At 42.3% G+C, this 26220-nt stretch carries 24 protein-coding genes and 1 pseudogene; 19 read left to right on the forward strand and 6 right to left on the reverse strand.

The annotated features are described in order from the left end of the window. Window position 1: 1 nt before the first annotated feature. Genes PXG98_RS12245 through PXG98_RS12265 form a run of 5 tightly spaced genes read left to right on the forward strand, consistent with a single transcriptional unit; the run spans window position 2 to window position 6196 of the window. Complete coding sequence (locus PXG98_RS12245; protein WP_276391467.1) at window positions 2–1303, forward strand: CitMHS family transporter; 1302 nt, start codon at window positions 2–4, stop codon at window positions 1301–1303. Window positions 1304–1324: 21 nt separating this feature from the next. Continuing rightward, the gene (locus PXG98_RS12250) at window positions 1325–2674 is read left to right on the forward strand and encodes an acyclic terpene utilization AtuA family protein (RefSeq protein ID WP_276391468.1); all 1350 of its coding nucleotides are present in this window, start codon (window positions 1325–1327) and stop codon (window positions 2672–2674) included. Then, complete coding sequence (locus PXG98_RS12255) at window positions 2675–2980, forward strand: AtuA-related protein (RefSeq protein ID WP_276391469.1); 306 nt, start codon at window positions 2675–2677, stop codon at window positions 2978–2980. It begins immediately after the preceding gene. A 56-nt stretch (window positions 2981–3036) separates the two neighbouring features. After that, window positions 3037–4662, forward strand: coding sequence for a carboxylesterase/lipase family protein (locus PXG98_RS12260; protein WP_276391471.1), 1626 nt, complete (start codon window positions 3037–3039; stop codon window positions 4660–4662). Further along, the gene (locus PXG98_RS12265; protein WP_276391473.1) at window positions 4610–6196 is read left to right on the forward strand and encodes a DUF1593 domain-containing protein; all 1587 of its coding nucleotides are present in this window, start codon (window positions 4610–4612) and stop codon (window positions 6194–6196) included. Before PXG98_RS12260 ends, PXG98_RS12265 begins: the two co-directional genes overlap by 53 nt. A gap of 36 nt (window positions 6197–6232) precedes the next feature. Here the strand turns inward: PXG98_RS12265 and PXG98_RS12270 are convergent, their stop codons facing one another. After that, window positions 6233–7102 carry an AraC family transcriptional regulator gene (locus PXG98_RS12270; protein ID WP_276391475.1) on the reverse strand — a complete coding sequence of 290 codons (870 nt, stop codon included), beginning with the start codon at window positions 7100–7102 and terminating at the stop codon, window positions 6233–6235. Window positions 7103–7246: 144 nt separating this feature from the next. Here PXG98_RS12270 and PXG98_RS12275 point away from each other — a divergent pair, with 144 nt between their 5' ends. From PXG98_RS12275 to PXG98_RS16495, 7 genes and pseudogenes are all read left to right on the forward strand, one after another. Continuing rightward, entirely contained in the window at window positions 7247–10750 is a 3504-nt protein-coding gene (locus tag PXG98_RS12275) for a PVC-type heme-binding CxxCH protein (protein ID WP_276391476.1), read from the forward strand. Between the two features lies 1 nt (window position 10751). Then, window positions 10752–11621, forward strand: coding sequence for a sugar phosphate isomerase/epimerase family protein (locus PXG98_RS12280; protein WP_276391478.1), 870 nt, complete (start codon window positions 10752–10754; stop codon window positions 11619–11621). Beyond that, window positions 11618–12748 carry a Gfo/Idh/MocA family protein gene (locus PXG98_RS12285; RefSeq protein WP_276391480.1) on the forward strand — a complete coding sequence of 377 codons (1131 nt, stop codon included), beginning with the start codon at window positions 11618–11620 and terminating at the stop codon, window positions 12746–12748. Before PXG98_RS12280 ends, PXG98_RS12285 begins: the two co-directional genes overlap by 4 nt. A gap of 97 nt (window positions 12749–12845) precedes the next feature. Continuing rightward, a complete protein-coding gene (locus PXG98_RS12290; RefSeq protein WP_276391482.1) occupies window positions 12846–15020 on the forward strand; it encodes an alpha-glucuronidase family glycosyl hydrolase in 2175 nt (724 codons plus the stop codon). A gap of 17 nt (window positions 15021–15037) precedes the next feature. Then, window positions 15038–16990, forward strand: a complete 1953-nt coding sequence (locus PXG98_RS12295) for a sialate O-acetylesterase (protein ID WP_276391484.1) — start codon at window positions 15038–15040, stop codon at window positions 16988–16990. Window positions 16991–17092: 102 nt separating this feature from the next. Continuing rightward, window positions 17093–17850 (forward strand): annotated as a pseudogene (locus PXG98_RS16490) (DUF1593 domain-containing protein); the annotation flags it as partial. Between the two features lie 297 nt (window positions 17851–18147). Continuing rightward, the gene (locus PXG98_RS16495; RefSeq protein ID WP_338150246.1) at window positions 18148–18480 is read left to right on the forward strand and encodes a hypothetical protein; all 333 of its coding nucleotides are present in this window, start codon (window positions 18148–18150) and stop codon (window positions 18478–18480) included. Window positions 18481–18527: 47 nt separating this feature from the next. On the opposite strand, the gene PXG98_RS12305 is transcribed toward PXG98_RS16495, so the two are convergent. Beyond that, entirely contained in the window at window positions 18528–18650 is a 123-nt protein-coding gene (locus tag PXG98_RS12305; RefSeq protein ID WP_276391485.1) for an AraC family transcriptional regulator, read from the reverse strand. Window positions 18651–19497: 847 nt separating this feature from the next. Here PXG98_RS12305 and PXG98_RS12310 point away from each other — a divergent pair. Beyond that, window positions 19498–20487 (forward strand): transposase, encoded by a 990-nt coding sequence (locus PXG98_RS12310; RefSeq protein WP_276391486.1) that lies wholly within the window; start codon window positions 19498–19500, stop codon window positions 20485–20487. Between the two features lie 11 nt (window positions 20488–20498). Here PXG98_RS12310 and PXG98_RS12315 read toward each other — a convergent pair whose 3' ends face one another. From PXG98_RS12315 to PXG98_RS12330, 4 genes are read right to left on the reverse strand one after another with little or no spacing between them, the layout of a single operon-like run. Further along, window positions 20499–21290 carry a cation efflux transmembrane domain-containing protein gene (locus PXG98_RS12315; protein WP_276391487.1) on the reverse strand — a complete coding sequence of 264 codons (792 nt, stop codon included), beginning with the start codon at window positions 21288–21290 and terminating at the stop codon, window positions 20499–20501. A gap of 5 nt (window positions 21291–21295) precedes the next feature. Next, window positions 21296–21505, reverse strand: coding sequence for a GDCCVxC domain-containing (seleno)protein (locus PXG98_RS12320; RefSeq protein ID WP_276391488.1), 210 nt, complete (start codon window positions 21503–21505; stop codon window positions 21296–21298). Further along, window positions 21502–22101: a mercuric transport protein MerTP gene (merTP, locus tag PXG98_RS12325; RefSeq protein WP_276391489.1), complete on the reverse strand. Its 600-nt coding sequence runs from the start codon at window positions 22099–22101 to the stop codon at window positions 21502–21504. The genes PXG98_RS12320 and merTP overlap by 4 nt, the downstream gene beginning before the upstream one ends. Next, entirely contained in the window at window positions 22094–22477 is a 384-nt protein-coding gene (locus PXG98_RS12330) for an ArsR/SmtB family transcription factor (protein ID WP_276391491.1), read from the reverse strand. The genes merTP and PXG98_RS12330 overlap by 8 nt, the downstream gene beginning before the upstream one ends. A gap of 191 nt (window positions 22478–22668) precedes the next feature. On the opposite strand from PXG98_RS12330, the gene PXG98_RS12335 reads away from it, so the two are divergent. From PXG98_RS12335 to mobB, 6 genes are all read left to right on the forward strand, one after another. Continuing rightward, entirely contained in the window at window positions 22669–23127 is a 459-nt protein-coding gene (locus PXG98_RS12335; protein ID WP_276391493.1) for a hypothetical protein, read from the forward strand. After that, entirely contained in the window at window positions 23124–23477 is a 354-nt protein-coding gene (locus PXG98_RS12340) for a single-stranded DNA-binding protein (protein WP_276391495.1), read from the forward strand. The genes PXG98_RS12335 and PXG98_RS12340 overlap by 4 nt, the downstream gene beginning before the upstream one ends. Before the next feature lie 88 nt (window positions 23478–23565). Then, on the forward strand, window positions 23566–24015 hold the full coding sequence (locus PXG98_RS12345; RefSeq protein ID WP_276391497.1) for a JAB domain-containing protein: 450 nt from the start codon (window positions 23566–23568) through the stop codon (window positions 24013–24015). A gap of 11 nt (window positions 24016–24026) precedes the next feature. After that, window positions 24027–24245: a hypothetical protein gene (locus PXG98_RS12350; protein WP_276391498.1), complete on the forward strand. Its 219-nt coding sequence runs from the start codon at window positions 24027–24029 to the stop codon at window positions 24243–24245. 380 nt (window positions 24246–24625) lie between these two features. Continuing rightward, window positions 24626–25195 carry a BfmA/BtgA family mobilization protein gene (locus tag PXG98_RS12355; protein WP_276391500.1) on the forward strand — a complete coding sequence of 190 codons (570 nt, stop codon included), beginning with the start codon at window positions 24626–24628 and terminating at the stop codon, window positions 25193–25195. A 1-nt stretch (window position 25196) separates the two neighbouring features. Continuing rightward, on the forward strand, window positions 25197–26216 hold the full coding sequence (gene mobB, locus PXG98_RS12360; protein WP_276391501.1) for a MobB family relaxase: 1020 nt from the start codon (window positions 25197–25199) through the stop codon (window positions 26214–26216). The last annotated feature ends 4 nt before the right edge of the window (window positions 26217–26220 follow it).

The following is a 26220-nucleotide window of genomic DNA, read 5'->3' on the forward strand; positions in this document are numbered from 1 at the left end:
TGTGATATTAACGGTAAGTGTGTTAACCATTGTTCTTTTGCTTTTCTTGATTTTGAGCAAGAAGACTTCTGCTATTACGGCATTGGTGATTGTTCCTATTTTAGGAGCTTTGGTAGCTGGTTTTGGTCTTGAGACGGCCGATTTTGCCATCACGGGAATCAAGAACATTGCACCTGTGGTTGCCATGTTTGTTTTCGCCATTCTTTTTTTTGGTATCCTGACGGATGCCGGTATGTTCGATCCTATTATCGATAAGATTCTAAAATTGGTCGGTAACAATCCTACCAAAATAACCATAGGTGCTGCAGTTTTGGCCATGATCGTACATTTGGACGGCTCCGGTGCAGTAACCTTTTTAATCGCAATTCCTGCGATGCTTCCTTTGTTCGAAAAGTTACAAATGGACCGACGTGTTTTGGCATGCGTTGTCGCTTTGGGTGCTGGAACCATGAATTTGGTGCCATGGGGTGGACCTACCATTAGGGCTGCAACGGCCTTGCAGGTAGAAATCACCGATTTATATGTTCCTGTGATGATTCCCCAACTATTTGGATTGCTGTTTGTTATTTTGGTCGCTTGGTACCTAGGCAACAAAGAGTCTAAAAGACTTAAGGTAGCGTTAGAGAAACAGATCAATACAAATTATGCCAGAAAATTATCTGAAGAAGAAAAGAGTTTAAGACGGCCCAAATTATTTTGGTTCAATATTTTGTTGACCGTATCGGTTATTGCCGTGCTCATTTCTGGAACCATTGCCCCCGCATTGATATTTATGCTAGGTACCATCATTGCCCTTACTGTCAACTATAGGAAAATTTCAGAACAAAGACTGCGGATCGATGCCCATGCCAAAGCCGCATTGTTGATGGCAAGTATTTTGTTCGCAGCAGGGGTATTTACGGGTATTATGACCGAATCGGGAATGATTTCCGAGATGGCCAGCGCAGCTGCAGGTGCAATTCCTGCGTCGGCGGGTAGCCATATTCCCGTGATTATGGCGGTAACCAGTATGCCGTTGAGCTTTGTCTTTGATCCTGATTCTTTTTACTTTGGTTTCCTTCCCATCATTTCACAGGTTGCGGGAGAATTGGGCGTGGCTCCTATCGCTGTAGGTCAGGCCGCAATATTGGGTCAGATGACCACCGGATTTCCATTGAGCCCGCTCACGGCCACCACCTTTTTGTTGATTGGACTTACCAAAATAGATTTAGCGGATCATCAAAGGTTCACATTTAAATATGCCTTCATGACGACCATAGTAATGACCATAGTGGCGATTTTATTGAAAACCATACCCCTTTAATAAACCAATGGACCCAAGTTGATGGCAGTAAATTCAAAAAAAATAGTTCGTATAGGTTCTGGGGCCGGATATTCCGGAGATCGTATCGAGCCTGCAGTTGAACTTGCCAAAAAAGGCAAACTTGACTATTTGGTGTTCGAGTGTCTTGCTGAAAGAACGATTGCTCTTGCGCAACTGAGAAAACTCAATGACCCCTCAAAAGGATATGACCCCTTGTTGGAGGAAAGAATGCTAGCCTGTCTTTCTATTTGCACAAAAAACAATGTAAAGATCATTACCAATATGGGAGCGGCAAATCCGGAAGCAGCTATGTTGAAAGTTGTGGAGATTGCCAAATCCCTGCAGTTACCGCACTTAAAAATCGCTGCCATCCTAGGTGATGAGCTCACCGAAAAAATTAGGGACGACGAATACAGTTTATTGGAGACCGGCAAACCCTTATCGAGCATTAAGAAGCGGATGGTTTCTGCAAACGCATATCTTGGGGCTGAACCTATTGTTGAGGCCTTGGTAAATGGAGCTGATGTAGTCATCACAGGTAGGGTGGCCGACCCCTCGTTGTTTTTGGCCCCTTTAATCAAGGAGTTTAATTGGTCTTTGCAGGATTATAATTTGTTGGGAAAGGGAACCGCTCTCGGTCATCTGATGGAATGTGCGGGACATGTAACCGGAGGATATTTTGCAGACCCCGGATACAAGGATGTTCCAAATTTGGAAGATTTGGGCTTCCCAATCGTGGAGGCAAATACCGAAGGGGGCTTTTTTATCACAAAATTGAATGATTCCGGTGGAATGGTAACAATGGCTACCTGCAAAGAGCAATTGCTATATGAAATACACGATCCTGTTAAATATTTGACACCGGATGTCATCGCGGATTTTTCCAAGGTTAAAATCACCGAAATCGAAAAAGATAAAATCCTAATTGAAGGAGCAACAGGTCAAAAGAAGACAGGCAAATTAAAAGTTTCCATTGGGTACAGGGATGGGTTTATAGGAGAAGGTCAGTTGAGCTATGGAGGTCCTGGGGCTATGGATAGAGCTAGGCTAGGTCTTGAGATTGTTAGAAAAAGACTTGAAAAATACCAACCTGAAATCGAAGATGTTCGATACGATATTGTTGGGTTTAATTCACTTTACGGGAATCAAATTTCCCATGGTAAGCCCTATGAAGTAAGGATGAGGGTGGCGGCACGAACGAGTACAAAAGCAGCGGCCGTAAAAATCGGAAATGAAGTGGAAGCTTTATACACCAATGGCCCTGCAGGAGGTGGTGGTGCGAAAAAGTCCGTACAAGAGGTAATTGCCGTTCAATCCATTTTGATAGATGAAGAAAAGGTCGTGCCTTCAATAAAGTATAAAATCATTTAAATGAAGTTAAGGGAAATAGCACATTCAAGAACGGGAGACAAGGGGAACATGGTCAATATTTCCGTTATTGCCTATGAACGAAAAGACTATGAACTTTTACTTCGGGAGGTCACGGCCGAGTGTGTTCAAAGCTATTTTTCGGATAGGGTTACCGGCGAGGTAATACGCTATGAAATTCCTTCTATCGCAGCGCTTAATTTTGTGATGCAAGATGCGTTGGGTGGTGGTGTTACCCGTTCCTTATTTTTAGACAAACATGGAAAGTCGTTATCATCCGCACTTTTGGATATGGAACTAAATCCTTAAAAAAAGTATTCAATTATTATGAAAACATTGAAATGTAAACTTAAACATGCACGAAAATGAAAAAACACGTAACCTTATTGTCGTTTGCAATAACCATAATGATGAATCTAAATGCTCAGAACAACTCCTTTCCTGTCCAGGCAAAAACCGAAAACGGAATTATTGAGGGCAATTACAATACCCACACGGGAATCCAAACCTATTTCGGGGTTCCTTTTGCTAAATCGCCGATGGGTGAATTGCGATGGAAAGCTCCCCAGCCATTGGATAACTGGAAAGGAGTAAAGGAAACCAAAAGTTTTGGACCGCGTCCTATGCAGACCATGGTATTTGGCGATATGAAATCACGCTCCGAGGGAGTGAGCGAAGATTGTCTGTACCTTAACATTTGGACGCCTACTACCAGAAATATGAAGAATCTTCCCGTACTAGTTTATTTCTATGGTGGCGGTAATGTAGCCGGGGATGCCTCTGAGTACCGGTATGATGGGGAAAGCATGGCCAAGAAGGGTGTGGTGGTCGTTACAACCAATTACCGATTGAATGTCTTTGGCAATCTGGCGCATCCCGACCTCACTGCGGAGTCTCCCTACAAAGCCTCTGGCAACTATGGACAACTAGATCAAAACATGGCATTGCAATGGGTTCAGAAGAATATAAAAGTATTCGGGGGCGACCCTAAAAAGGTGACCATAGCGGGGGAATCTGCGGGATCCATCGGTGTTAGTGCCCAAATGGCCTCACCCTTGAGCAAAGATTTAATTGCGGGGGCAATCGGTGAAAGCGGTGCAGCGATACATCCGACTATGGCACCAATTACTTTGGAGGAAGCGGAAAAGCAGGGGAAGGAATTTTTAGAAAAAGCAGGGTTTAAAAACATTGAGGAATTCAGAAAGTTACCAACTCGCGACATTTATGAAATCTACAACAAGTCCCAACGTTTCGGATTTCCGATGGTCATTGATGGGTATTTTTTACCAAAATCGCTCCCTAAAATTTTTGAGGATAAGGAGCAGGCCCAAGTTCCTTTGTTGGTAGGATGGAATTCTGCTGAAATTCCCGGAATGGCTTTCACACAAGGACCTTATTCCAAAGAAAATTATATGGCCAAGGTCAAGGAGGCCTATCCAGAAAAACATGCCGAAATATTGAAATTATATCCGGGCGGCTCCGAAAAGGAAATCGAACGCTCTGCCACAGATTTGGCCTCCGATCGGTTTATAGCTTACAGCACTTGGAAATGGTTCGACCTTCATCGAAAGAACAGTGACCAACCCGTGTACCGTTATCTTTATAGCAAAAAAAGACCTCCACTTCGGGATGGAAACTTAACTTCCGGACTAGCGGGGGGTACTGTGAAAAAGGATGCTGATACGCCTACGATGCCCAAACCCATCGGTGCTCCACATGCCGCTGAAATCGAGTACGCCATGGGCAATCTTCATTTGGTGGATGATTATGCCTGGACGGACAATGATTTCAAGACCTCCGAAACGATGTTGAACTTTTTCGCAAATTTCGTGAAAACAGGCAATCCCAACGGCGAAAATCTACCGGAATGGCCGAGTGCCGAAGCTAATAATACCAATCCGTCTGTGATGGTCATTGATACCGAAAGTGGCTCAAAAGATGCAGAAAACGATGCCCGATATCTGTTTTTGGATAAGGCTTATAAAAATTGATTTCCCAGAAATTCCATCAGAAATGAAAAAAATAGGCTTCTATATTTTACTGCTAAGTGTCGGATTTTCGTCAATGGCCTATGCCCAGACAGTAACTGAAAAACCGAGAACCATTGTAACCACCGATGGCGAAATCGACGATGTGGATTCCTTTATTCGGATGCTACTCTATGCCAATGAATTTGAAATCGAAGGGCTGGTTTACAGTAGCTCCATGTGGCATTACAAGGGGGACGGAAAAGGCACAAAGTTCGTTTCCGAAATGGAAATGACCAAGAAAATGTACGGGGAAAAGACAGATCTGAGATGGCCGGGGACACAATGGATGCAAGACCTGATCGATGCTTATGAACAGATGCATCCGAATTTAAAACTACACGCCGAAGGATTTCCGACCGCCGACTATTTAAGAAGTCTTGTCAAGGTCGGGAATATTGATTTTGAAGGAGAAATGGACAAGGATACCGAGGGTTCCGAATTCATCAAGCAGAAATTATTGGATGATGACCTGACCCCATTATACCTTCAAGTCTGGGGCGGCACCAATACCATTGCGAGGGCCTTAAAATCCATTGAGGGTGAATTCAAGGACACCGATCAATGGAAGGAAGTCCAAAAGAAAGTCGGTACGAAGGCCATCCTGTTTACCATCATGGATCAAGATGCCACATACAAAAAGTACATCGAAAAGGCATGGCCAGACGTCAAGGTCTACTACAATTCGGAGCAGTTTTGGGCTTTGGCTTATAATTGGAAAAAAGCGATTCCAAAGGTTTGGCACCAATACCTGCAAGGTGGTTTTATGGGCGAGCATATCATCAAGGGCCATGGCCCGTTGACCAAGATGTATTACAGTTATGGCGACGGCCAAAAACAAGAGGGAGACAACGAGCACATCCATGGCGACCCGACCAAGCTCGATAATGCCCAATGGGGCACGTTCGGGAAATATGATTTTATTTCAGAGGGCGATTCCCCGGCATTCTTGCATCTGATCGATGTGGGGTTGGACAATTTGGAACATCCCGAATACGGTGGATGGGGAGGGAGATTACAGCAATCAAAGACAAATCCCAATCGATGGGAAGATGGCGAGGAAGTGGCGGAGTACAATTACCTTTTCCAAAAAATGGACAATGCCTTTCCACAGACCCGTTGGATCGAGGACCTACAACTCGATTTTGCGGCACGCGCCGATTGGGGCGTAAAATCGTTTGAGGATGCCAACCATGCCCCTGTCGTAAAATTGAACCATCCCCATCAAATAAATGTCAAGCCCAACGGTACCGTACAACTTAGTGGAAGTGCGACTGATCCCGATGGCGATGAACTGATGTATTCATGGTGGCAGTATATAGAAGCCGGTACCTACTCGGGAAAGGTTGAAATTGAAAATGACGATGCACCAGAAACGACGGTACAGATACCCACTGATATAGAAAAAGGCGAGACCATCCATTTTGTTCTGGAAGTGACGGACGACAAATTTCCGTATATGACCCGCTATCAGCGTGTGGTTTTGGTAGCGAAATAAACATTTCTCAAAAAGGATCCTTATTTATACGGTCTACTAAACTGGTCGGTATTCCTTTTTATAGGCCATTGGAGTCCTTTTCGTAATGGTTTTGAATTGTTTGTTGAAGTTGGATAGGGTCTGAAAACCGCTCGCATAACAAGCCTGTGAAGCGTTGATTCTCTTTTCTATGAGTAGTTTGCAGGCATGACCGATGCGTATCTCACTGACAAATTCAGAAAACGTTTTGTTGGCATGAACCTTAAAATATCTGCTAAAGGAAGTCGGGGTCATACTGGTGAGTTCGGCAAGTTCGGAAACCGTTATTTTACCTCTGAAATTTTGCATGACATATGCATAGACCTTGTTCATGCGCTCCGTATCCCCCTCTTTGAGACTATTGGTGTATCCGGGACTTGCCAAGGGTTCCAAATCATTGGTGTTCGAGAGCATATTCAAGATGTTGAGCAATTCCAAAACACCGGTGAATCCATTTAATTCGGGTAGTCCTGCAATCATTTGGTGTACTGTTTCCCGTGTTCTTCCCGTAACATCCAATCCGCGTAGACTTTTTTTGAACAGTTGACGTAGTCGTAGGGCTTCTTCAGTTTGTAAAAAGCTTTTGCCAATCAAGTTTTCATTGAAATAGACTACGATTCCTTCACAATGCTCCTCTCCTATTCCGAAATTTGTTAGCTCATCACTTCGCCACAAATGGGGTAGATTAGGGCCTGTAAAGGTAATATCGCCCGGTTTAAAGGGTGTTACATGATCACCGATAAACCGCGTTCCCGCTCCTTTTAACACCATAAAAATTTGGTATTCGGCATGAAAATGCCAATTGGGGTCAAAGTAGCGCTCCTTGAGATGACTTACTACGAAAGCATGGTTTTCAGGTATCGGTGATTTTTGTAATGCAGATTTCAAGTTGTCGAGATTAGCTTACTAATATATCTTATATTTTTGTAAATATAAATTTTAGAGATATAAAACAGTTAGTTATGGATACTTATCAGGATGTTTTTAGAATGACTTTTTAGTACTATTGAATAATTCATTACACCTCTTATTATGAAAACCAGCACGAAGTTTTTTGTACCTGTCTTATTTACTGCACTTTTTTTTATAAGCTGTGGGTCGGAGACCAAACAGGCAAAAGTTATTCCTGATGATCAACCCAGACGGATTGAACTCCTATTTCTAGGCCATGATGCGGAACACCATCCTTCTAGTGAATATATGCCCATTTTGGCTTCCGCGCTCACGAAAGACGGTATCAATATTACCTATACCGAAGATGTCAACGATTTGAATGCCGATAATTTAGCACTATTTGACGGTGTTATTCTCTACGCGAACTACGAGGGTCGAATGCCGGAACACGAGCAGGCCTTGATGGATTATGTTTCCGAAGGTCATGCCTTCATCCCACTTCATTGTGCCAGTTTCTGCTTTAAGGACAGCGATGCCTATATCGATATGGTCGGAGGTCGTTTCATGAGTCATGAAACTGGTGATTTTACCGCTGAAATAATTACCAAAGAGCACCCTATTATGGAAACGGTCACCCCTTTTGAAACTTGGGATGAAACGTATGTGCACGACAAGTTAGCCGACGACATAAACGTCCTAATGGAACGAGTGGAGGGAGAACATCGCGAACCTTGGACTTGGGTAAAGAATTATGGAAAAGGCAAGGTTTTTTATACGGCCTATGGACACGATGAGCGTACTTGGAACCAGCCCGGTTTCCAAAATTTGGTAAAGGAAGGTATTCTTTGGGCGGTCGATTCGGTCGCAAAAAAGAACTGGACCGATTTTATGGTCGATATACCGACATTGACCTACGAACCGAAAGATAATATTCCCAACTACGAGAAGAGGGATCCCCCACTTCAATATCAAATACCTTTGAGTCCCGAAGCTTCCGCAAAATTGATTCAAGTGCCGCCCGGATTCAGATTGGAGCTCTTTGCTTCTGAACCAGATATCGTAAATCCGATTGCTATGAATTGGGACGAACGCGGTCGTCTTTGGGCTATCGAAACCGTTGATTATCCGAACACCGTTCGCGAAGACAAAAGTTCGGGAGATGACGTCATCAAAATATTGGAGGATACCGATAATGATGGAAAAGCGGATAAGGTAACTGTATTTGCCGGAGGCCTCAACCTACCTACCAGTTTCGTATTTGTCAATGGTGGTATATTGGTTTCCCAAGCACCGCATTTTTTATTTTTAAAGGATACCGACGGGGATGATATGGCCGATATCCGGGAAGTGATCATCGATGGATGGGGTACCTTTGATACCCATGCCGGACCTTCCAATCTTCAAATGGGAATTGACAATAAAATTTATGGGGTCTTGGGCTATTCGGGGTTCAAGGGCGAAATCTTTGGCAAGCCTTTCGAATTTGGCCAAGGTCTTTATCGGTTTGATACCGACTATACCGAATTCGAGTACCTGACCAAAACGAGCAACAATACTTGGGGACTTGGATTTACCGAAGACAACTCTATTTTTGCTTCCACCGCCAACAACACCCATAGCGTTTATTTGGGCATCAACAATTCATATTTCGAAGGGGTCGAGGGTATCAGTAATGCGGGCAGTAAGAAAATCGATGGTCATTATTTTATGCAGCCCATCACACCCAATGTTCGCCAGGTAGATGTTTTCGGGGGATTCACGGCTGCGGCAGGACATCACTTCTATACTGCGCGTGAATACCCTAAAAGCTATTGGAACAAAGTGGCCTTCGTTTGTGAACCTACGGGTGGACTGGTGCATATTTCAAAAATTGTTGAAGATGGGGCAGGTTATGTCGAACAGGACGGTGGTAATCTATTCTCAAGTGCTGACGAGTGGGTATCCCCGGTCGAGGCCAAAGTTGGTCCTGATGGCGTGGTCTGGGTAGCCGACTGGTACAATTTCATAGTGCAGCACAACCCAACTCCCAGAAAAGAAAGAGGGGGGTACGATGCTGAAAACGGCGAGGGTAACGCCTACAAAAACCCGCTACGCGACAAGTCAAAGGGGCGCATTTGGCGCGTCGTCCCAAAAACGTATGAGGCAAGTGATTACCCTAAACTAACTACGGATGACCCAAGTACTTTAATTGCCGCTTTAGGTCATGACAACATGTTTTGGCGGTTGACCGCGCAACGTTTGCTTGTTGAGCGAAATAATGAGGACATTGTTGAAGATTTACTTCCATTAGTGGCCGATCAAACCGTTGCCGCTAATTTGAATTCTACTGCCCTGCATGCGATTTGGGCTCTTGAAGGTTTAGTTACTCTAGAAGAAAATTCAGAGGCCCTCAATGCGGTCGAAAAAGCGTTGGACCATTCTTCGGCCGAAGTTCGAAGAGCCGCCTTACAAATCCTTCCCAGAACGGATAGAACGGCCAGAGCGATTTCCAAGTCTAAATTACTTAACGACCAAGACCCTCAAGTAGTATTGCAGACACTATTAGTCCTTTCCGAATTGCAATCCTCGGAAAACCTCGGAAGCAAATTGTTCGTTATGAGTGAAACAGACCGTATCATGGATGATAATTGGCTGTCAAAAGCAGTTTATATCGCGGGCTCAAAACATAGTCCAGGATTCCTTACGGCATATAAGAAAGCACACCCTGATGTTGGTGAAGATTTTGCGCAGGAGGTGCTGCCCTATCAAGTAAGTTATAAAGATAGTAAGTGGAAGACCATGACACTGCCGCAAACCATTGAGGATGCAGGAGTGAATATCGATGGCACGCTCTGGTTCCGTAAAACGATTGCATTGCCTGAAAGTGTATCAGGAAAATCCGCCACCCTGTCCTTGGCACAGATCAATGACAATGATATTACTTATGTCAACGGACAACAGGTCGGGGCGACGAAAGGCTATCAAGAAACCAGAACCTATACTATCAAACCTGGCATTTTAAAAGCTGGAGAAAATACAATTGCCGTTTGGATGGAGGACGTCGGTGGAGGAGGTGGAATTTATGGCGATGTTCATCCGATGGAATTGAAGGTCGCGGGTCAAAGCCTTTCTCTGAAAGGTGAATGGAAATATGATGTGGAGAAAGATTACTCGGGTCAAACAAGTGAATTTTCAAAAAAGAGCATCGCCGAGATGCTATATGAGAATTACGGTGGCAAGCTTTCTTCGGAAGATGCTTTGGTCGAAGCCGATGTCGATCAGGTCATTACGATACGCACCATTAAGAATGAGATGAAATACGATATTCCTGAATTTACCGTAAAAGCGGGGGAGACCATAGAATTGGTTTTTGAGAATAACGATTTTATGCAACATAATTTGTTGGTATTAGCCAAGGGAAGTAAAGAATTGGTAGGGGCTGCAGCGGACAAAATGGCCCAAGACCCCAATGGTGCCGAGCGGGATTATATCCCGGATATGCCACAGGTTCTGGAAGCTACCCCCATGGTCGACCCTGAAAAAAAGGCTGTGTTGCGTTTTAAGGTTCCTGATGAACCTGGTGAGTATCCCTATATCTGCACATTTCCCGGTCACTGGCGTATCATGCAGGGCGTTATGAAAGTAGTGGCAAATCCAGCATAAGATGAACGAACGGTTAAGATTCGGGGTTAGTACCTGGTTGTGGCAATCACCTTTCACCACGGAGTCGATTGTACTTTTTCCTAAAATCAAGGCGATGGGTTTTGATGTTGTTGAGATTCCAGTGGAAAATCCAGATTTGATCGATGTGAAAATCGTCAAAGAGGCTTTAAGTGTCAATGGCCTAATACCGACGATTTGCATCGTTTTTGGTGATGACAAAGATTTAACCTCAGATGAGGTTTCCTTATATCAAAATTGTTTCGAGCATGCCGAAAAGTGTTTTGAGCTTGCCGCCTCACTGGGTGTCGGATTTGTTGCCGGACCGTTATATGCTGCGGTAGGCAAGGCGCGTTTGGCATCCGAAGAACAAAAGAAAGCGGAATGGGGCCGAGCGGTCAAAAATTTAAGAACGCTTTCCGATATCGCTAAAAAGCATGGGCTGGATATCGCTTTGGAGCCTTTGAATCGATTCGAGTCCGATCTGATCAATACTGCAGATGATGTGGTAAGGCTACTTAATGAAATCAATGAAGCCAACATGAAAATCATTTTGGACGGATTTCATATGACCATAGAAGAACAGGATATCCGCAAGGCTATCCAGACCGCGGGCGACAGGTTGATTCATGTTCAGGTTTCCGAGAACCATAGGGGTATACCGGGCACGGGATTGACCCCATGGGACGAATTTGCAAAAGGCTTGGCCGATGTGAACTATTCTGGGGCCGTCGTCATCGAAAGTTTCACTCCCGAAATACCTGAATTGGCAGCGGCTGTAAATATTTGGAAAAGACTCGCCATTAGTCAAGATGAGTTTGCTAAAAAAGGACTAAAATTTTTAAAATCAACATTTCAACAAAATATAAAATGAGCACAAAAAAGATTAAAATAGCCATTGTGGGCTTAGGGTTTGGCGCCGAATTTATTCCTATCTATAAAAAATATCCAAATGCGGAGCTGGTTGCCGTATGTCAGCGCAACGAGGAAAAGTTAAATGAAATTGCCGATGCTTTTGAGGTCGAAAAAAGATATACTTCATATGAAGAATTGTTGAAAGACCCGGATATCGATGCGGTGCACATCAATACTCCAATCCCCAATCACGGCGAGCAATCGATTCAAGCATTGAAGGCCGGTAAGCATGTGGCCTGTACCGTTCCCATGGCAACAACGGTTGAAGAATGTGAAGAAATCGTGAATCTGACCCAAGAAACCGGATTGACCTATATGATGATGGAAACAGTGGTATATGCGCGTGAATTTCTCTACATGAAAGAACTCTATGAAAATGGGGAGCTCGGCAAAGTGCAATTCCTGAAGGCGAGCCACCAACAAGACATGGACGGATGGCCCAACTATTGGCCCGGCCTGCCCCCTATGCATTATGCGACCCATTGTGTAGGGCCGGTTTTAGCATTAACGAGGGATGAAGCGCAATTTGTCTCCTGTTTTGGCTCAGGAACAATACGCGAAGAATTGATCAAAGAATACAATTCGCCATTTGCGGTTGAGACCACCCATATCAAATTCAGAAATTCAGATGTAAGCGCTCAGGTCTATCGTTCGCTTTTTGATGTGGCACGACAGTACCGAGAAAGTTTTGAAGTATATGGATCCAAGAAATCGGTAGAATGGCCTTTGATTGAAGGAAAACCTTTGGTGGTTCACACCGCCAAAAAACCAGAACCTGAAATTCCCGAAGAAGTAGATTGTCCTGATTTTGCAAAATTGTTACCTGAGGAAATTCAAGCATTTACTACCGGAGGGGTTTATGATACCGATGGCAATACCCATTTATCATTTACGCAAGGGGCAGGTCATGGCGGGTCACATCCGCATTTGGTGCATGCATTTGTTGATGCTTTATTGAAAGGCGAATCTCCATACCCAAATGCGAAACAATCGGCCAATATTACCTGTGTCGGTATCTTGGCGCATGAATCAGCTTTGAAGGGCGGAGAGATTATTAAGCTGCCTGAATTTACTTTTGTGAATTAAATTCTTTTAACGATTGTTAAATACAGTACCCAAGACTATTTTGCTTTATTGAGCCCTGATTGGCCTTAATTATGATACGAACTTTTTAAGTCTCAACATGACCTGTAATAAATATATTCTTTTACTAATTGTACTTTTTAGTAGTTTAACTTACGCACAATCACTTGATGGTTATGACCTTTGGCTTGGATATTCTAAAGTGGAAGATGTTCTTTTAGCTCAAGAATATAGCAACGCTACGAAATCTATTTATTTTCCGGAAGAAAGTGAAATGTTGATTGTGACTAAAAAAGAACTTAAAAGGGGGCTTGAAAATTTACTTGGTCAGTCACCAGATATTTCTAACTTACAAGGTTCGGGTACTACCTTGTTAATTTCCAAAAAAGATGATTTACCGCAAACAGTACTGGAAGTTTTAGATCAAAACCTCGAACAAGTAGGCAAAGAGGGTTTTGTGCTCAAGGAAATCCTATCGGATGGAAAAGAGATGCTCGTACTTTCCGCCAACAATGACCAAGGAATATTGTATGGTGTTTTTAGGTTGCTTTCTTTGATGCAGCAAGGAGAAACATTGGGAAGATTGGATATCATTGACGCGCCAAAAATCGATTTGCGCGTGCTCAACCATTGGGATAATCTCGACCGTACTGTAGAGCGAGGCTATGCTGGATTTTCACTTTGGAATTGGCAAAAATTACCTGAATACATTGACCCACGATACATCGATTATGCTCGTGCGAATGCATCTATTGGTATAAATGGTACCGCCGTGAGCAATGTAAATGCGAATTCATTGATTCTTACCCCAATGTATTTGGAAAAAGTGAAAGCATTAGCCGATACGTTTAGACCTTATGGCATTAAAGTCTATTTAACAGCAAGGTTCTCCTCACCTATTGAAATTGGAGGACTTGAGACGGCGGATCCATTGGATGCAAATGTTCAAGAATGGTGGAGGAAAAAAACAGATCAAATTTATGCCCTGATCCCAGATTTTGGAGGATACTTGGTTAAAGCGAATTCAGAAGGGCAACCCGGCCCCCAAAATTATGGAAGAACCCATGTAGATGGAGCCAACATGATGGCGAAGGTTTTAGAACCTCATGGCGGTATAGTGATGTGGCGGGCATTTGTATATTCTGAGCATGACAAGAACGATCGTGCAAAACAAGCGTATTCTGAATTTGTTCCATTTGATGGCAAGTTTATGGATAATGTATTGGTGCAGTCAAAGAATGGCGCCATAGATTTTCAACCTCGCGAGCCTTTCCACCCTATGTTTGGAGCCATGCCTCAGACCAATTTGATGATGGAATTTCAGATTACCAAAGAATACCTAGGGTTTAGTACCCATTTGGTTTATTTGCCAAAATTGTTTGAAGAGGTGCTAGACGCTGATACCTTTCAGAAAGGTAAAGGTTCAACTGTCGCTAAGGTTGTAGACGGTACATTGCACGGAACCAAGTTAACTGGAATCGCCGGAGTAGCCAATACGGGAACAGACCTGAATTGGACGGGCCATACTTTTGCACAAGCAGATTGGTACGGTTTCGGAAGATTGGCATGGAATCCATACTTGGGTGCAGAGAAAATTGCTGATGAATGGATAAAAGCTACATATTCCCGAAATCCAAAGTTTGTTGAACCTATAAAAAAAATGATGCTTGGCTCTAGGGAAGCAGTTGTCAACTATATGAATCCTTTAGGATTACATCATATTTTTGATACAGGTCATCACTACGGACCTGGGCCATGGGTTAGTGAACTGAGCAGGCCTGAATGGAATCCCACCTACTATCATAAAGCCGATGAGAACGGCATTGGGTTTGACCGTACCTCAACGGGAAGTGATGCTACTGCGCAATATGCTCCTGAACTGGCAAAGATTTTTAACGACCCAAAAACCACTCCAGAAGAATTGCTATTATGGTTTCACCACCTACCGTGGGATTATAAATTGAAAAACGGGTTAACACTTTGGAACGGAATGGCATTAAAGTACCAAGAAGGGGTCGATCAGGTGAAAGAGATGATCGAAACTTGGGAAAAATCTAAGCCCTATGTTTCAAAAGAACAGTTTGAAGAAATACAAATGAGTTTGAATATACAGCTCAAGGAAGCCAAATGGTGGCGAGATGCCTGTCTTCTTTATTTTCAAACTTTTTCGAAACAGGAACTTCCTCAAGGAGTAGAAAAACCGACAAAAACTTTAGAATATTTTAAATCTTTGAAATTTCCATTTGCTCCGGGTAGACGACCCCAATGGGATTGAAAAGAATAGTTCGCATTATGAACTCAACCACAAAAATCAAAATAGCACTTTTTTTTCTGATACTCGCCGTACAGGGTAATTTTTCTTGGGGACAAATAAGACTTCCAAAACTTATAAGCGATGGCGCAATTCTGCAAAGAGATACTGACTTGAAAATTTGGGGATGGGCTTCACCCAATGAAGCCATAGAGTTGCGATTTCAAAATAATTTATATGCCACAAGTGCCAATGGAGATGGGGAATGGGATATAATGATTCCATCTCAAAAAGCCGGTGGGCCCTATGAGATGAGCTTTAAGGGAAAGAACGAAATCACCTTGAAAAACATCCTTGTTGGAGAGGTGTGGATTTGTTCCGGGCAATCGAATATGGAACTCACCATGAAACGCCTTAGAGACCAATATCCGGAGGAAATCAAGAACTCCATAAACTCTGAAATACGACAGTTTTTGGTTCCCGATAATTATGATTTTAACAAAACACACACTGATTTACCGGATGGAAGTTGGAAAGAAGCATCGCCGGAAACCCTCTTTGAATTTTCTGGAGTAGCCTACTTTTTTGCAAAAGAACTCTATAAACAAAACAAAGTACCAATAGGACTTATCAATGCGGCAATGGGCGGCTCTCCAGTAGAGGCATGGATGAGCGAGGATGCTTTAAAACCTTTTCCCGAAGCTTATGACGAAATGCAAAAATTTAAGAATAAGGATTTAATAAATGAAATTGAGCAGAACGATAAGAAAAGGCAAAAGGACTGGTATACCAAACTGAACGAAACGGATGCGGGTTTCGTTAAAGGCTCAGAATGGTTTTTGAATTCTACCGATGACAGTCAATGGGCAACTATGAATGTGCCGGGTTTTTGGGCCGATGAAGGTCTTGCTGAAACCAATGGGGTTGTTTGGTTTCGAAAAACCGTAGAAATTGGACAAAATATGGTCGGCAAAAAGGCCAAAATATGGCTAGGTCGTATAGTTGATCAGGACCATGTTTATGTGAATGGAACGTTTGTGGGCACAACAGGTTATCAGTACCCACCTAGAAAATATGAAGTTCCGGAAGCTATTTTAAAATCTGGAAAAAATACTATCGCGGTACGACTTATCAATGAGAAGGGTAAAGGCGGGTTCATTTTGGATAAGCCTTATTTTATGGCTGTGGAAAAGGATACCGTGGATTTAAAAGGTGTATGGAAGTACAAATTGGGCGCTCAAATGGACCCTCTAAAAAGTCAGACGTTTATACGTTGGAAACCAGGCGGACTTTATAATCATATGATTGCCCCTTTGTTAAATTATCGTATAAAGGGAGTTATTTGGTATCAAGGGGAATCAAATGCAGCCAGGCCAAAATCATACAATGAAACTTTTCCCGCTTTAATCAATAATTGGCGCAACAAATGGAAATTAGGTAATTTTCCGTTTTTGTATGTGCAGTTAGCCAATTTTATGGAGGAAACCATGACGCCTACCGAGAGTAATTGGGCAGAGTTGCGACAGGCCCAATTGAATACCTTGAAAGTTTCGAATACAGGCATGGTCGTGACTACCGATTTAGGAGAGTGGAATGATATACACCCCTTGAACAAAAAAGATGTTGGTAAAAGATTGGCAAATCAGGCCTTTAAATTGGCTTACGACATGGCCAAGGTTGCGGTTAGTCCGATTCCTTCGAAGTATAAATTTTCAAGAAAGAAAGTTAAAATCACTTTTGATTATGTGTCAAGTGGTCTGATTTCCAATAACAATCAACCACTTTCAACTTTTGAAATTTCAAAAGATGGAAAAACGTTTTTTGAGGCGCAAGCTATTATAATTGGTAATGAAGTGATTGTTTGGCACAATGAAATTGATCGTCCAAAAAGCGTTCGATATGCTTGGTCAAACAATCCCATAAAAGCGAACTTATTCTCAACAGAAGGACTTCCGGTCTCACCTTTTGAAATCATAAAACCCAATACTAGATAGTCTGTTCCTAAATACAAAAATTGCAAGATTTTATTTTTAGAAAGCTTTAAATTTTATGAAATGAAAAGTATTATATCAATGATTCTTTTTCTACTAATTTTAATGGTACAGTCTGCCATTGCTCAGTCAATTACGAACAATAGAGTAATTGTCTTGACCGACATTGAAGCTGATCCTGATGACACCCAGTCCTTGGTGCGCTTGTTATTATATTCCAACCAAATCGAAATCAAAGGGTTGGTTGCAACAACTTCATGTTGGTTGCAAAACAAGATAAATCCTGAATCGATAGAACGGGTTATTCGCGCTTACGACAAAGTGCAACCGAACCTTTTGAAACATGAAGAGGCTTTCCCGAAGCAGAAAAATTGTTGGCGCTGATAAAAAAAGGACTTCCGGTTTTTGGGATGAAAGGCGTTGGCGATGATAAAGATTCCGAAGGTTCTGAATGGATTATTAAGGTCTTGGAAGAAAAAGACGACCGCCCTTTATGGATTTCGGTTTGGGGTGGGGTCAATACTTTAGCGCAATCTTTAGAAAAGATAAAAAGAACAAAAAGTAAGAAGGAAGCCAAAAGGCTAATCTCCAAATTACGGATTTATACCATTTCAGATCAAGATGATAGCGGCCTTTGGATTCGGAATAATTTCCCTGATCTTTTTTATATCGTTTCTCCAGGGGATTATTACGCGAATGCGACATGGACAGGGATTAATAGTTATATCAAAGGAATCGATAATAGTACCATTAGTAATCGTTGGATAGCCGAAAACATTCAGCAAAATCACGGACCCTTAGGTGCGGAATATCCTGATGTTGCATGGGGCGTTGAAGGAGATACGCCCGCGTTTTTGTCTTTGATACCAAATGGGCTCAATAATTCAGAACATCCTGAGTGGGGTGCCTGGGGTGGTCGATATGCACTATACAAACCTGAATTTGATAAAACCAAAAAAGGAGGTTCTATCGTAACCATTGCCCCTGAAACAAGAGCAATTTGGACAAACGTTAATGATGAGTATACCCCTTATGTTGCTAAAGAGTACGGCAGAACCGTGAAAAAAGACACCCTTACCTTCAATGATAACAAAGCCACCTTATGGCGTTGGCGAGACGATTTTCAAAATGATTTCGCCGCTCGTATGGACTGGTGTCTGATGACCTATGATGAGGCTAATCATCCGCCTGTTCCTGCATTGACACATGCCGAAGAATTTACCGTGAAATCTGGTGAGTCATTTAGTTTAGATGCTTTTAAATCAACCGACCCTGATGGTGATAACTTGAGCTATTTATGGTTTCACTATCCTGAGGAAAGTAGTTACAATAAAGAAATCAATATGGGTGCGGAGAACGTGCATATTGTAAATCTTACGGCTCCTAAAGTTGATAAAAAGGAGACCCTACACTTTATTTTGAAGTTATCAGATAAAGGCTCACCTTCATTGACCAGATACAAGCGGGTTATTGTTACTGTTCTGCCAAAATAGAGAATAGTGACGACCCAGAATATAGGTTTGCAATAGTTCTGTAAACGTTACTGCTCCCGAAACTCCCCAGGCGCAACCCCTACCCTCTTTTTAAATAGTCTATTGAAATAAGCAGGGTCGTTAAAATTTAAGAAATAGGCGACTTCGGCTCCTATATTTAGCCAGATCATTGACAGTATTTTTTCCTGGTCCAGTTAAACCAAGGTTTTTTGGAGCTAATTGATTGAGTTAAATTTAATCGAGTAAAACATTATGCGTTATACTTAATTCCACCATTATGTAGACTTTCAAAAATCTGAATCTCATTTATTGCAAATTTAAGAATTTGGTATACTATTGACTAGAGAAACCATTCAGTCAATATGCACCCCGTTCGGTCATACTCCATTTGGGGTCCAAGTAAATTGATAAATGGACTAGGATAAATAGCATTTTATTCCACTTCCAGTTGGGTCTATACTCTTCTAAATCAGTTTTAGCTCCACCTCCCGTTCTGCCACCCTCCCCTTTTTTTAGATAGCAAAAAAACAACATCATTTCTTGGACGACGGCATAAACCAGGACCCCGCTTAATGCGGGGTTCTCTTTTTTATACGCCTTACCAAGCCCGGATATTGTAGCGGGTACAGCATCAAAAAAAGGGAATCGCGACGGCCTTTAGTTTTGTTCTATAGATGAAATCTATTATGATGATGGTGTTGAAAAGAGGGGGTCTGGGGGAGACTCATAACTTACGATATTGTTGATAAGTCAAAAAGGATAGGGCGAACCATAGCGACGGTTAGGCACAAGGCTTTTGTAGAGTAATGGGCCCTATCTCTTTTTTTAAGCATATTGTGGATATTTATGTGTAAGAGATTCAAAAAGGGCGGGGTGAACTTTAGCGACGGCCAGGTTAACGGCCTTTATAGTGTAGCAGTCCTCGTCCTTATAACCAGGTTGTCAGAACCATATAGGATTTTAGCCCTTGCTAGTAAAGGTCTTAGTTTAAACAACCTAATTAAAACAAAGTAAAATATGGAAATCAAAGAAGTCATCGGCATCGATGTGAGCAAGTTGACATTGGATTGTTGTATCCACCAGATCCAAGAACTTAAAACGTTCAAGAACGATTCCGAGGGAATCACGAAAATGATACATTGGTCTTTAAGGAAAAGTGGGGCGGACAAGGAGAATATCCTTTTCGTATTGGAGCATACCGGACTGTATTCGGATCATCTGGTTCGATTGCTGGACCAAGACGATTACCTTATGAATATCGTTTCAGGTCTTGAGGTCAAACGTTCCCTTGGTATAATCAGGGGAAAGGACGATAGGACGGATGCAAAGAGGATAGCGCTTTACGGTTATCGTACAAGGGAGGAAGCCCTCCCAAGCAAGATTCCCGGTTCAACCCTGACAAGGCTGAAACGGTTGATGTCGATGCGGAAGAAACTGGTTGGTCAACGAGCTGGACATATGGCGACCCTTAGGGAACAAAAAAGAGTGCTTGAGGAAGATTCGCTCTTGTTCTGGGTTCAAGAGGATATTATCAACCTATTGAGTTGGAGGATAAACGACCTTGAACGAGAGATGGACAAATTGATACAAGGTGATATGGAGCTCAAACAGATGTTGGCCTTATTGACCGGTATTAAAGGTCTCGGTAAGGTAACTGCCCGCTTCATGATAGTATATACGGTAGGGTTCACATCGTTCGCCACTTGGCGGAAGTTTGCCTCATATTGTGGTATAGCGCCCTTTCCCCATACTTCGGGCACAAGTGTAAGGGGAAGGACCAAGGTCAGCCGATTGGCCAATAGGGAAGGTAAGGCCTTATTGCACCAATGTTCCCTATCGGCGGTAAAATGTAATCCGGAAATGAAGGCCTATTATGAGCGAAGGCTGGAAATCGGAAAGAGCAAGATGAGTACTTTGAACATCATCAGAAACAAACTGGTGGCACGGGCCTTTGCGGTGGTCGCACGCGGGACACCCTATGTAAATACCATGGGTCACTTGTCTTAATCGAACGACAACTATTTTCCAAGTTTAAGGATTCGTACCGCACCTTGGACCACTAATACAAAGACGATGGTCCCTATAATCAAGTCCGGTTTGTTGGAGCTGAGCCAATGTACCAGAAATCCAGCTATGATAACGCCTAGATTGATTATTACATCGTTCGAGGTAAAGATCATACTGGCCTGCATATGGGCTTCCTTGCTCTTGGATTTTTGGAGGAGGTACAAGCATATTCCGTTTGCGATAAGCGCAAAGATGGAAACGATTATCATTGTCGCGAAGTCGGGAAGTTTCTCCGCTCCGAAAAATCGCCTCAGCACTTCGACAAAACCGATGACCGCCAAGATAATCTGAAAGTACCCCGCTAGTTTTGCTATCCGTTTTTTCTTTGTCAATGTTCCCCCGACGGCAAAAAGACTGATTCCATAAACAAAGGAATCGGCCAACATATCAAGGCTATCGGCCACAAGCCCCATCGACCTTGAAATAACGCCTGTCGTCATTTCGATGAGAAAGAAGATAAAGTTGATGGCCAGTACCGTCAAGAGCAGTTTCCGTTGCCCCTTATCTTCTTCGAACTCCACATTTGAGGTATCCTCCGTCGATATTCGCTGTCCACCCAATTTGAGTTCATGTATCGACTTTTCTATTTGTTCGGGTGAACCGTTATGGTAGACCGATAGCACCCTGTTAGGGATGTCAAATTCCAGATGCTCAATACCCAAAATCCCTTCAAGCTTCATCCGTATCAGGTTCTCCTCGGAGGGGCAGTCCATTTTGGAAATCTTGAATATCGTTTTGTGCATTGTACCTAGCAACAAGGTTTATTCTGTTGGATCGGCGGACAGGCAACGGTACCATAAGAACAGTAGACACAGCAGTCCCCTTCCTTGGGTCTCAGCATGTCCCCACAGCCCTGGCATTCATAGAAGAACTGGCAGGAATCCGTAGGCATTTCCTCTTCTTTTCGGTGTCCACAGTTTGGACAGTTAATCGTCGATTTCAGTTTTGTTTCCGTCATTCCCCAATGGTATATCCCGTTCTTAAAATAGCCTTTTTTATTTCATCGGCAGATGTCTTGCTTGCATCGTATTTGACAAGGGTATTCGCCTTTTGATAATCGGACTTGACTACAATGATACCATCCAGTTTGTTCACCTCGCTCTCGATATGGGCCTCACATCCGGAGCAGGTCATCCCCTCTATGGAAAAGCTTACTTCGTCCACATCGTTCTCCGATACGTAGACCACTTCTTTGGCTTTACCGGTACTTGGATAGAAAATTTGGGCATAATATGGGAAAGCCAGCATGACGGTGGCAAACAAGGTTACCAAGGCAAGGAACTTTTTGGATTGCCAAAAAGAAGGTTTTTCATCTTCCTCACAGGCACAATCGATTTCTTCCTGTGTTCTAGGCCTTAGCTTTTGGTACCAAGCGAATACCAGTACCAAAATCGTAATCCCGACCAGATAGGGTCGAAAAGGCTCTATAAAAGAAAAAGTGGATGCGATTCCGCTCGTACCCGCAATAAATGCCAAAACCGGGGTTATACAGCAAAGAGATGCCGCTAATGCAGTAATGACCGTTGTCCCGATTAAACTTTTGTTGTTATCCATTTCCTGTTATCTCCTGAAGTTGGCTTTTGTCTATTGTCTCAAAAAACGGTGCAAGGATGGGTACTTTGTCCGCTACTATGGAATAGAAGATTACCTGTGCCTCCTTGCTCGATTCAATTAGGTTCCTATCCCTTAATTTTCTTAAATGTTGGGATATGGCCGATACATTCATTTCCAGAATATCGCTCAGGTCGCAAACGCACAATCGCTTTTCCTGGTTCAACAGGTAAAGGATTTTCAGCCGGACCGGATTCCCGGCCAAACTGAGTATACCAGAAAGGAAATCGAACGGACCATCCAATTTTTGGACGGTATCCCTACAATCCATGATTTGCTTGGCATCGGCTTCCAACCGGATGCAGATATTGTTTTTCATGGTACGAATATAATGCTATTGTCGTATTTAAGCAAATGCTAAAATAAATGTATTGTTGCGTTTAGTGCCGCTCCGTAGTTCTTGGTCCCTTTCAAGGGTATGGATTTGACTCGCCGACGAACCACCCCGTTCCTCTTTTTTGACAGCAAAACAACAACATCCATTCTTGGACGGCGGCATAAACCAGGCTCGTGCCTCGCTCTTTTTTATACGCCTTACCAAGCTTGGATATTGTGACCCGTCAAGCATCAAAAAAAGGTAACGGTGAAGGCTCTATGGGAAGTAAATCAAATCCGGCAATCATGAAAGCAAAATCAAAACTCAAAAACGAAACGGCACTAAAAAAATCAAAAAAGGAAAACGCTCAGGATATAATAAGTAAATCGATGGAATGGCTTTGCGGAAAAAAGTCCTTCACAATAGAAAATATTTATGATGGAAAATTTGGTTTTGCCATAGGATACACTATGGGAAGTAAATCAAAAACAAAAATCATGAAATCGTACAGAATCAACAAAAAGGAAGCGGAACAAAAGTTAAAAACTAAAAAAGGGGAAAGCGCTCTAGATATAATAAGTAAATCGATTTTAAAAGCTGTCCGAAGGGTTCGGGCAGGGTTATTCATTCATTCTAAATATTTTCAATTATGAGTACTCTTAGAAACAAAGTCCAATTGATTGGCAACGTGGGGAACGATCCCGAAATGACCGTTTTGGAAAGCGGTAAAAAAGTAATCCGTTTTTCATTGGCGACCAATGAGAATTACAAGAATGCCAATGGCGATAAAGTACAAAGTACGGACTGGCATAATATGGTGGCTTGGAACAAGACCGCCGAAATAATCGAACAATATGCAGCCAAGGGAAAGCAGATTGCGATCGAGGGCAAATTGACCTCCCGAAGCTATGAGACCAAGGAAGGCGAAAAAAGATACATCACCGAAGTGATTATCAGCGAGGTTTTGTTATTGGGTGCCAAGAACGAAAACAAGGCAGCCTAATGTATTGATCATTTAAAATTAAAGAGGGCATCTCTCGCAAAAGTTCTGCCCTCTTTTTTCATTACTAATAACGTTTAAATCAAAAGCAATGAAAGACAAAGTTAACGAAATACGAATAAGTTATAAGGAACGCATTCCCGCCACATTTTGGCAAAAGATAAATTCTTCCAAGGATGCTGCCGATTGCTTGTATCAGCATTGGGACAAACAGACCATTCAAGTACATGAATCCTTTAAGGTGGTGCTATTAAATAACAACAATAAGGTTAAGGGTATTTACCAATTGTCCAAAGGAGGAATTACCGCTACCATCATCGATATCCGAATCCTTTTTGCGGTGGTATTAAAATCCCTTTCAGTAGCGATTATTTTGACCCACAACCATCCTAGCGGAACGTTAAAAGCAAGCGAAGCGGATAGGGAAATCACGCAAAAAATAAAGAAGGCTGCAGATCTTCTTGATGTTCGATTGTTAGATCATATCCTGATCGTACCCAATGGAGAGTATTACAGTTTTGCCGATAACGGGCTGATTTAAATACACCGATTATGGACATCAATATCGATATACCGTTCCGTCTGAATTTCAATCATCTGGACGGAGATACACAAGAAAAACTTATGGAGCAATCCAAGAAAGAAGTTGAACAGAAATGCGGCTCCGAAATGAAAGCATACGCCCAAGAAAATCATTTGGACTATCAGGAAATTTTAGAAGAGGAAGCCATCAAGAACCTTTACAATTACAAATTCATGTTCACCATATAAGGAAAGGAGGTTTTAAACAATTGGGGCGACTTTAAAAAGTTGCCCTTTTCTTTTTAAGGAAATGCAATAGTATTCAGCATTCCGTATAGAATCCTTAAAAACAACCCTTTGACCTTCTTAAAAAGGTTGGATTCAATCGCTTTGGGAATAAGAGCCTTTACCTTGAGGGAAAGGTATTTATTTTTTCCCCTGCGGGGGAAAAAGGAATAGCAAGAGGATAACACGCTAAAGCGATGTTATGCTGTTTGATTTCACATTCAATGGCTTGAATATGAATTGATTAGCTCTGATTTAGGTCTGAATTCGGCCTAGGAATAGGTCAAAAGTTTGTTGCAAAACATTCGGAAGACCCCAAAAACATTGAAAAAGTTTGTTGCAAAATGAAGGTAAAAAACAAATATCGATATGACTATCTGGCCTTGAACTTACGGGCAAAGGTCGTTGTTCGTTTTCGTGCCTTTTCCAAAAAGGTGGCCCGTTCACATGCCGAAACACTTACGGCCATGATGGACTTTTTCGAGTGGCACAACTATTCTCCGCATCAACGTTTTGCGAAAGATTTAAGTGCTGGTCAAGAGCTCAACCGAAAAAGAATCGAGGCGCATATTGCCATTTCGAAGTCCATTGAAAAGGCTCATAATATTCCGCTGACCAATATTGAAACTATGCTTAAATCACTCTTTGAAGAAGAAAATAAAAAAATCGATTTAAAAGCAATTGAGGCTGAAATTTCAAAAGAAAAAACATCTAAAACTAAACAGAAAAACACTTCCGTTTCAAAAATAAAATACGATCGTACCAACAGAAAACTTTTAGAAATTAAAGAACGCTTGCAATATGTTCTTGATAAAATTGAACCTGTCAGCAATCGCTTTGGTAAGGACTTTTTAAAAATAGAAATCACTAGGGAAGAGCTCGCTAGATTCAAACAAATGGCAAAAGATTCCTAATATGTACATCGCTATAACACCGCAGAAATTAGGTCAAAACTATTCCAATAGTGTGGCAGATTATGTCGGGTATTTGGAAAAGGAAAATGAAGGTTTGGAACTCGAAAATCAAGAGCATTTTTTCAATCAGACTGAGGATAAAATTACCCCCGAAAAAGTGGTTTCAGAAATCGATTCCAATACTGCCAAACTCAAAAAAACAGAACCGAAATTTTATTCGCTTGTGGTCAGTCCAAGCCAAAGAGAACTCAAAAAAATAAACGATAATCCCGAGGCCTTAAAAGCCTATACAAGAGAACTAATGAAAGAGTATGCGAAGTCTTTTAATCGAGACAAACCTGTGACTGTAGACCAAATTAAATACTACGCCAAAATAGAACACGAACGCACCTATCGTGGCTTTGAAAAAGAGGTTATAGAAAACGCTCCTTACCGAAAGCAAATTGCCAAATTAGAGAACGAAATCAGAAAGGTGGCCCGAGGGGAAATGGAGGGAGATACCAAAAAATTGGAACGCAGCATCGAAAAGTTAAGGGAGGAAGCCCCGCATAAAATCAACGGACAAATGATTGTTGCAGGAATGAAAAAAGAAGGCAACCAATCACACATCCATATCATCGTAAGCCGTAAGGATGTGTCCAATACTTTTAGCCTTTCCCCTGGATCAAAATACAAGGCTTCCGAAGTAGAGATGCACGGAAAGAAAATACAAAGAGGTTTCCACCGAGATCGTTTCTATGAAAAATCAGAACAGGTTTTCGATAAACTCTTTGGCTACAACCGAAACTTTGTAGAGACCTATAAAGCGAAAAAAGTCTTGGTCAAAGACCCCATATTATTTCGGATGCTTTTCGGAAATCTACCCACCTCTGAAAAGGCAGTAGCACTAAAACTGCTTTCCAAAACAGGAATACGAGTACCCTCCATTCCCACCAATAAAGTACAACTAGCCCTAAAGGTCTTTCATCGCTTGAGACGTGGAATGAAACGAGCAATGGAAGCAGGGTCGATAGGAATATAAAATC

This window comes from Eudoraea chungangensis (assembly GCF_029360665.1).
GTDB lineage: Bacteria > Bacteroidota > Bacteroidia > Flavobacteriales > Flavobacteriaceae > Eudoraea > Eudoraea chungangensis.

Coding starts and splice junctions, on each gene's coding strand:
- PXG98_RS12350 (WP_276391498.1), top strand. CDS start 24,027: ATGGACATCAATATCGATATACCGTTCCGTCTGAATTTCAATCATCTG.
- PXG98_RS12285 (WP_276391480.1), top strand. CDS start 11,618: ATGAGCACAAAAAAGATTAAAATAGCCATTGTGGGCTTAGGGTTTGGC.
- PXG98_RS12315 (WP_276391487.1), bottom strand. CDS start 21,290: ATGCACAAAACGATATTCAAGATTTCCAAAATGGACTGCCCCTCCGAG.
- PXG98_RS12295 (WP_276391484.1), top strand. CDS start 15,038: ATGAACTCAACCACAAAAATCAAAATAGCACTTTTTTTTCTGATACTC.
- PXG98_RS12345 (WP_276391497.1), top strand. CDS start 23,566: ATGAAAGACAAAGTTAACGAAATACGAATAAGTTATAAGGAACGCATT.
- PXG98_RS12305 (WP_276391485.1), bottom strand. CDS start 18,650: ATGATCTGGCTAAATATAGGAGCCGAAGTCGCCTATTTCTTAAATTTT.
- PXG98_RS12310 (WP_276391486.1), top strand. CDS start 19,498: ATGGAAATCAAAGAAGTCATCGGCATCGATGTGAGCAAGTTGACATTG.
- PXG98_RS12320 (WP_276391488.1), bottom strand. CDS start 21,505: ATGACGGAAACAAAACTGAAATCGACGATTAACTGTCCAAACTGTGGA.
- PXG98_RS12250 (WP_276391468.1), top strand. CDS start 1,325: ATGGCAGTAAATTCAAAAAAAATAGTTCGTATAGGTTCTGGGGCCGGA.
- PXG98_RS12260 (WP_276391471.1), top strand. CDS start 3,037: ATGAAAAAACACGTAACCTTATTGTCGTTTGCAATAACCATAATGATG.
- PXG98_RS12280 (WP_276391478.1), top strand. CDS start 10,752: ATGAACGAACGGTTAAGATTCGGGGTTAGTACCTGGTTGTGGCAATCA.
- PXG98_RS12255 (WP_276391469.1), top strand. CDS start 2,675: ATGAAGTTAAGGGAAATAGCACATTCAAGAACGGGAGACAAGGGGAAC.
- PXG98_RS12340 (WP_276391495.1), top strand. CDS start 23,124: ATGAGTACTCTTAGAAACAAAGTCCAATTGATTGGCAACGTGGGGAAC.
- mobB (WP_276391501.1), top strand. CDS start 25,197: ATGTACATCGCTATAACACCGCAGAAATTAGGTCAAAACTATTCCAAT.
- PXG98_RS12265 (WP_276391473.1), top strand. CDS start 4,610: ATGCAGAAAACGATGCCCGATATCTGTTTTTGGATAAGGCTTATAAAA.
- PXG98_RS12355 (WP_276391500.1), top strand. CDS start 24,626: ATGAAGGTAAAAAACAAATATCGATATGACTATCTGGCCTTGAACTTA.
- PXG98_RS12290 (WP_276391482.1), top strand. CDS start 12,846: ATGACCTGTAATAAATATATTCTTTTACTAATTGTACTTTTTAGTAGT.
- merTP (WP_276391489.1), bottom strand. CDS start 22,101: ATGGATAACAACAAAAGTTTAATCGGGACAACGGTCATTACTGCATTA.
- PXG98_RS12275 (WP_276391476.1), top strand. CDS start 7,247: ATGAAAACCAGCACGAAGTTTTTTGTACCTGTCTTATTTACTGCACTT.
- PXG98_RS16495 (WP_338150246.1), top strand. CDS start 18,148: ATGACCTATGATGAGGCTAATCATCCGCCTGTTCCTGCATTGACACAT.
- PXG98_RS12330 (WP_276391491.1), bottom strand. CDS start 22,477: ATGAAAAACAATATCTGCATCCGGTTGGAAGCCGATGCCAAGCAAATC.